Consider the following 1520-nt stretch of genomic DNA (forward strand, 5'->3'; position numbering starts at 1 on the left):
TTTTTTGACTGTGGAGCAAGCAAATCTAACCTGTGGCCGATGGATGTGATTCTCTGGCGATGATGGATTCGCGGGAGGTGACGTTGGCTGCCGATGAGTTGTTTAGAGAGCTGCCGGAGCAGGCAAAGCCGCAATCCGGAGCGGCGCCGCTCGGTGTCCCGCGGCTGCGTGAGCCGCAACGCGAGCAGATCGCGTTGCGGGCGGTGGATATCGAGAGCCTGATCGGGGAAGATCATACGGCGCGCCTGATCTGGTCTTATGTCGAAGAGCTCGATCTGAGTGAACTGGAGAACCGGATCAAGGCCAGGGGCGACCGCCCCGGTCACCCCGCAACATCGCCGCGGCTTTTGCTGGCGCTGTGGCTCTATGCCACCAGCGAAGGTGTGGGCAGCGCACGCGCCTTGGCGCGGCTGTGCGAGAGCCACGATGCCTATCGTTGGCTGTGCGGCGGGGTGTCGGTGAACTATCACATGCTGGCGGATTTCCGGGTCGGTTGCGCCGATCTGCTCGACCGGCTGCTCAGCGAGCATCTGGCGGCGCTGGCGCTGGCTGGCCTCGTCAATCTGGAGACGCTGGCGCAGGACGGGGTACGGGTGCGGGCCAGCGCGGGAGCGGCCTCGTTCCGGCGCGAGGCGACACTGGACAAGCATCTGGCCTTGGCTGAGGCGGTGGTGGAGGACCTCAAGCGTGAGGTTGACGCCCGCTCGGATGCGAGCAATCAACGTGCCCGGGCATCCAGGGAGCGAGCCGCGCGGGAGCGCAGCGAGCGCGTGAAAGCGGCGCAGACGGCGCTGGCCGAGATCAAGCAGCAGCGCAAGAAACGCGAAGAGAAGCGCGATAACGGCAAGAAGCCGAAGGAGCCACGCGCGTCCACGACGGATGCTGATGCGCGGGTCATGAAGATGGCCGACGGCGGCTTCCGGCCAGCCTACAACGTGCAGGTGATGAGCCCGGTCGGCCAACAGATCGTCGCCGACATCAAGATCTACAATACCGGTTCCGACCGCGGCCTGATGCGTCCCATGCTGGAACGACAGCGCACGCGCCCTGGCGGTTTGCCCAAAGACCATCTCGTCGATGGCGGCTTTGGCAGCGCCAAAGACATCGAATGGGCGCATGCCGAGGGTGTCGAGGTCTTTTGTCCACCCACTCAATCCAAGCACGGTACCGACCCCTACCTGCCGCGACCCGGCGACGGTCCGGGGGTATTGGCCTGGCGCGCACGGATGAAGAGTGAGGAGGGCAAGGCCCGTTACAAGCCTCGTTCGATATGCGAGTGCATCCACGCCCGCTGGCGCAACTGGGACCTGCGACAACTGACCGTGCGCGGCATCGAAAAGGTCCGCGCCATCGTGCTCTGGTACGCCCTCACCAACAACATCATGCAAGGCCACCGCCTCCGCAGCGCATAAACTGAGACTTCACCACAAACTCAAACCCAAAGCCTCCCATTGCCGCGACCGCAGTGGCAATCTCACCGACAAAACCCGCAGAAATCGAATGGGTCACAAGCTCTCAGG

1 protein-coding gene is annotated in these 1520 nt (G+C 63.8%); it reads left to right on the forward strand.

Going from position 1 to position 1520, the window contains the following annotated elements:
* Positions 1-62 precede the first annotated feature (62 nt).
* Entirely contained in the window at positions 63-1412 is a 1350-nt protein-coding gene (locus IVA82_RS37595; protein ID WP_247387406.1) for an IS1182 family transposase, read from the forward strand.
* Positions 1413-1520: the final 108 nt, after the last annotated feature.

Source organism: Bradyrhizobium sp. 142 (genome assembly GCF_023074015.1).
GTDB lineage: Bacteria > Pseudomonadota > Alphaproteobacteria > Rhizobiales > Xanthobacteraceae > Bradyrhizobium.

Coding starts and splice junctions, on each gene's coding strand:
- IVA82_RS37595 (WP_247387406.1), top strand. CDS start 63: ATGGATTCGCGGGAGGTGACGTTGGCTGCCGATGAGTTGTTTAGAGAG.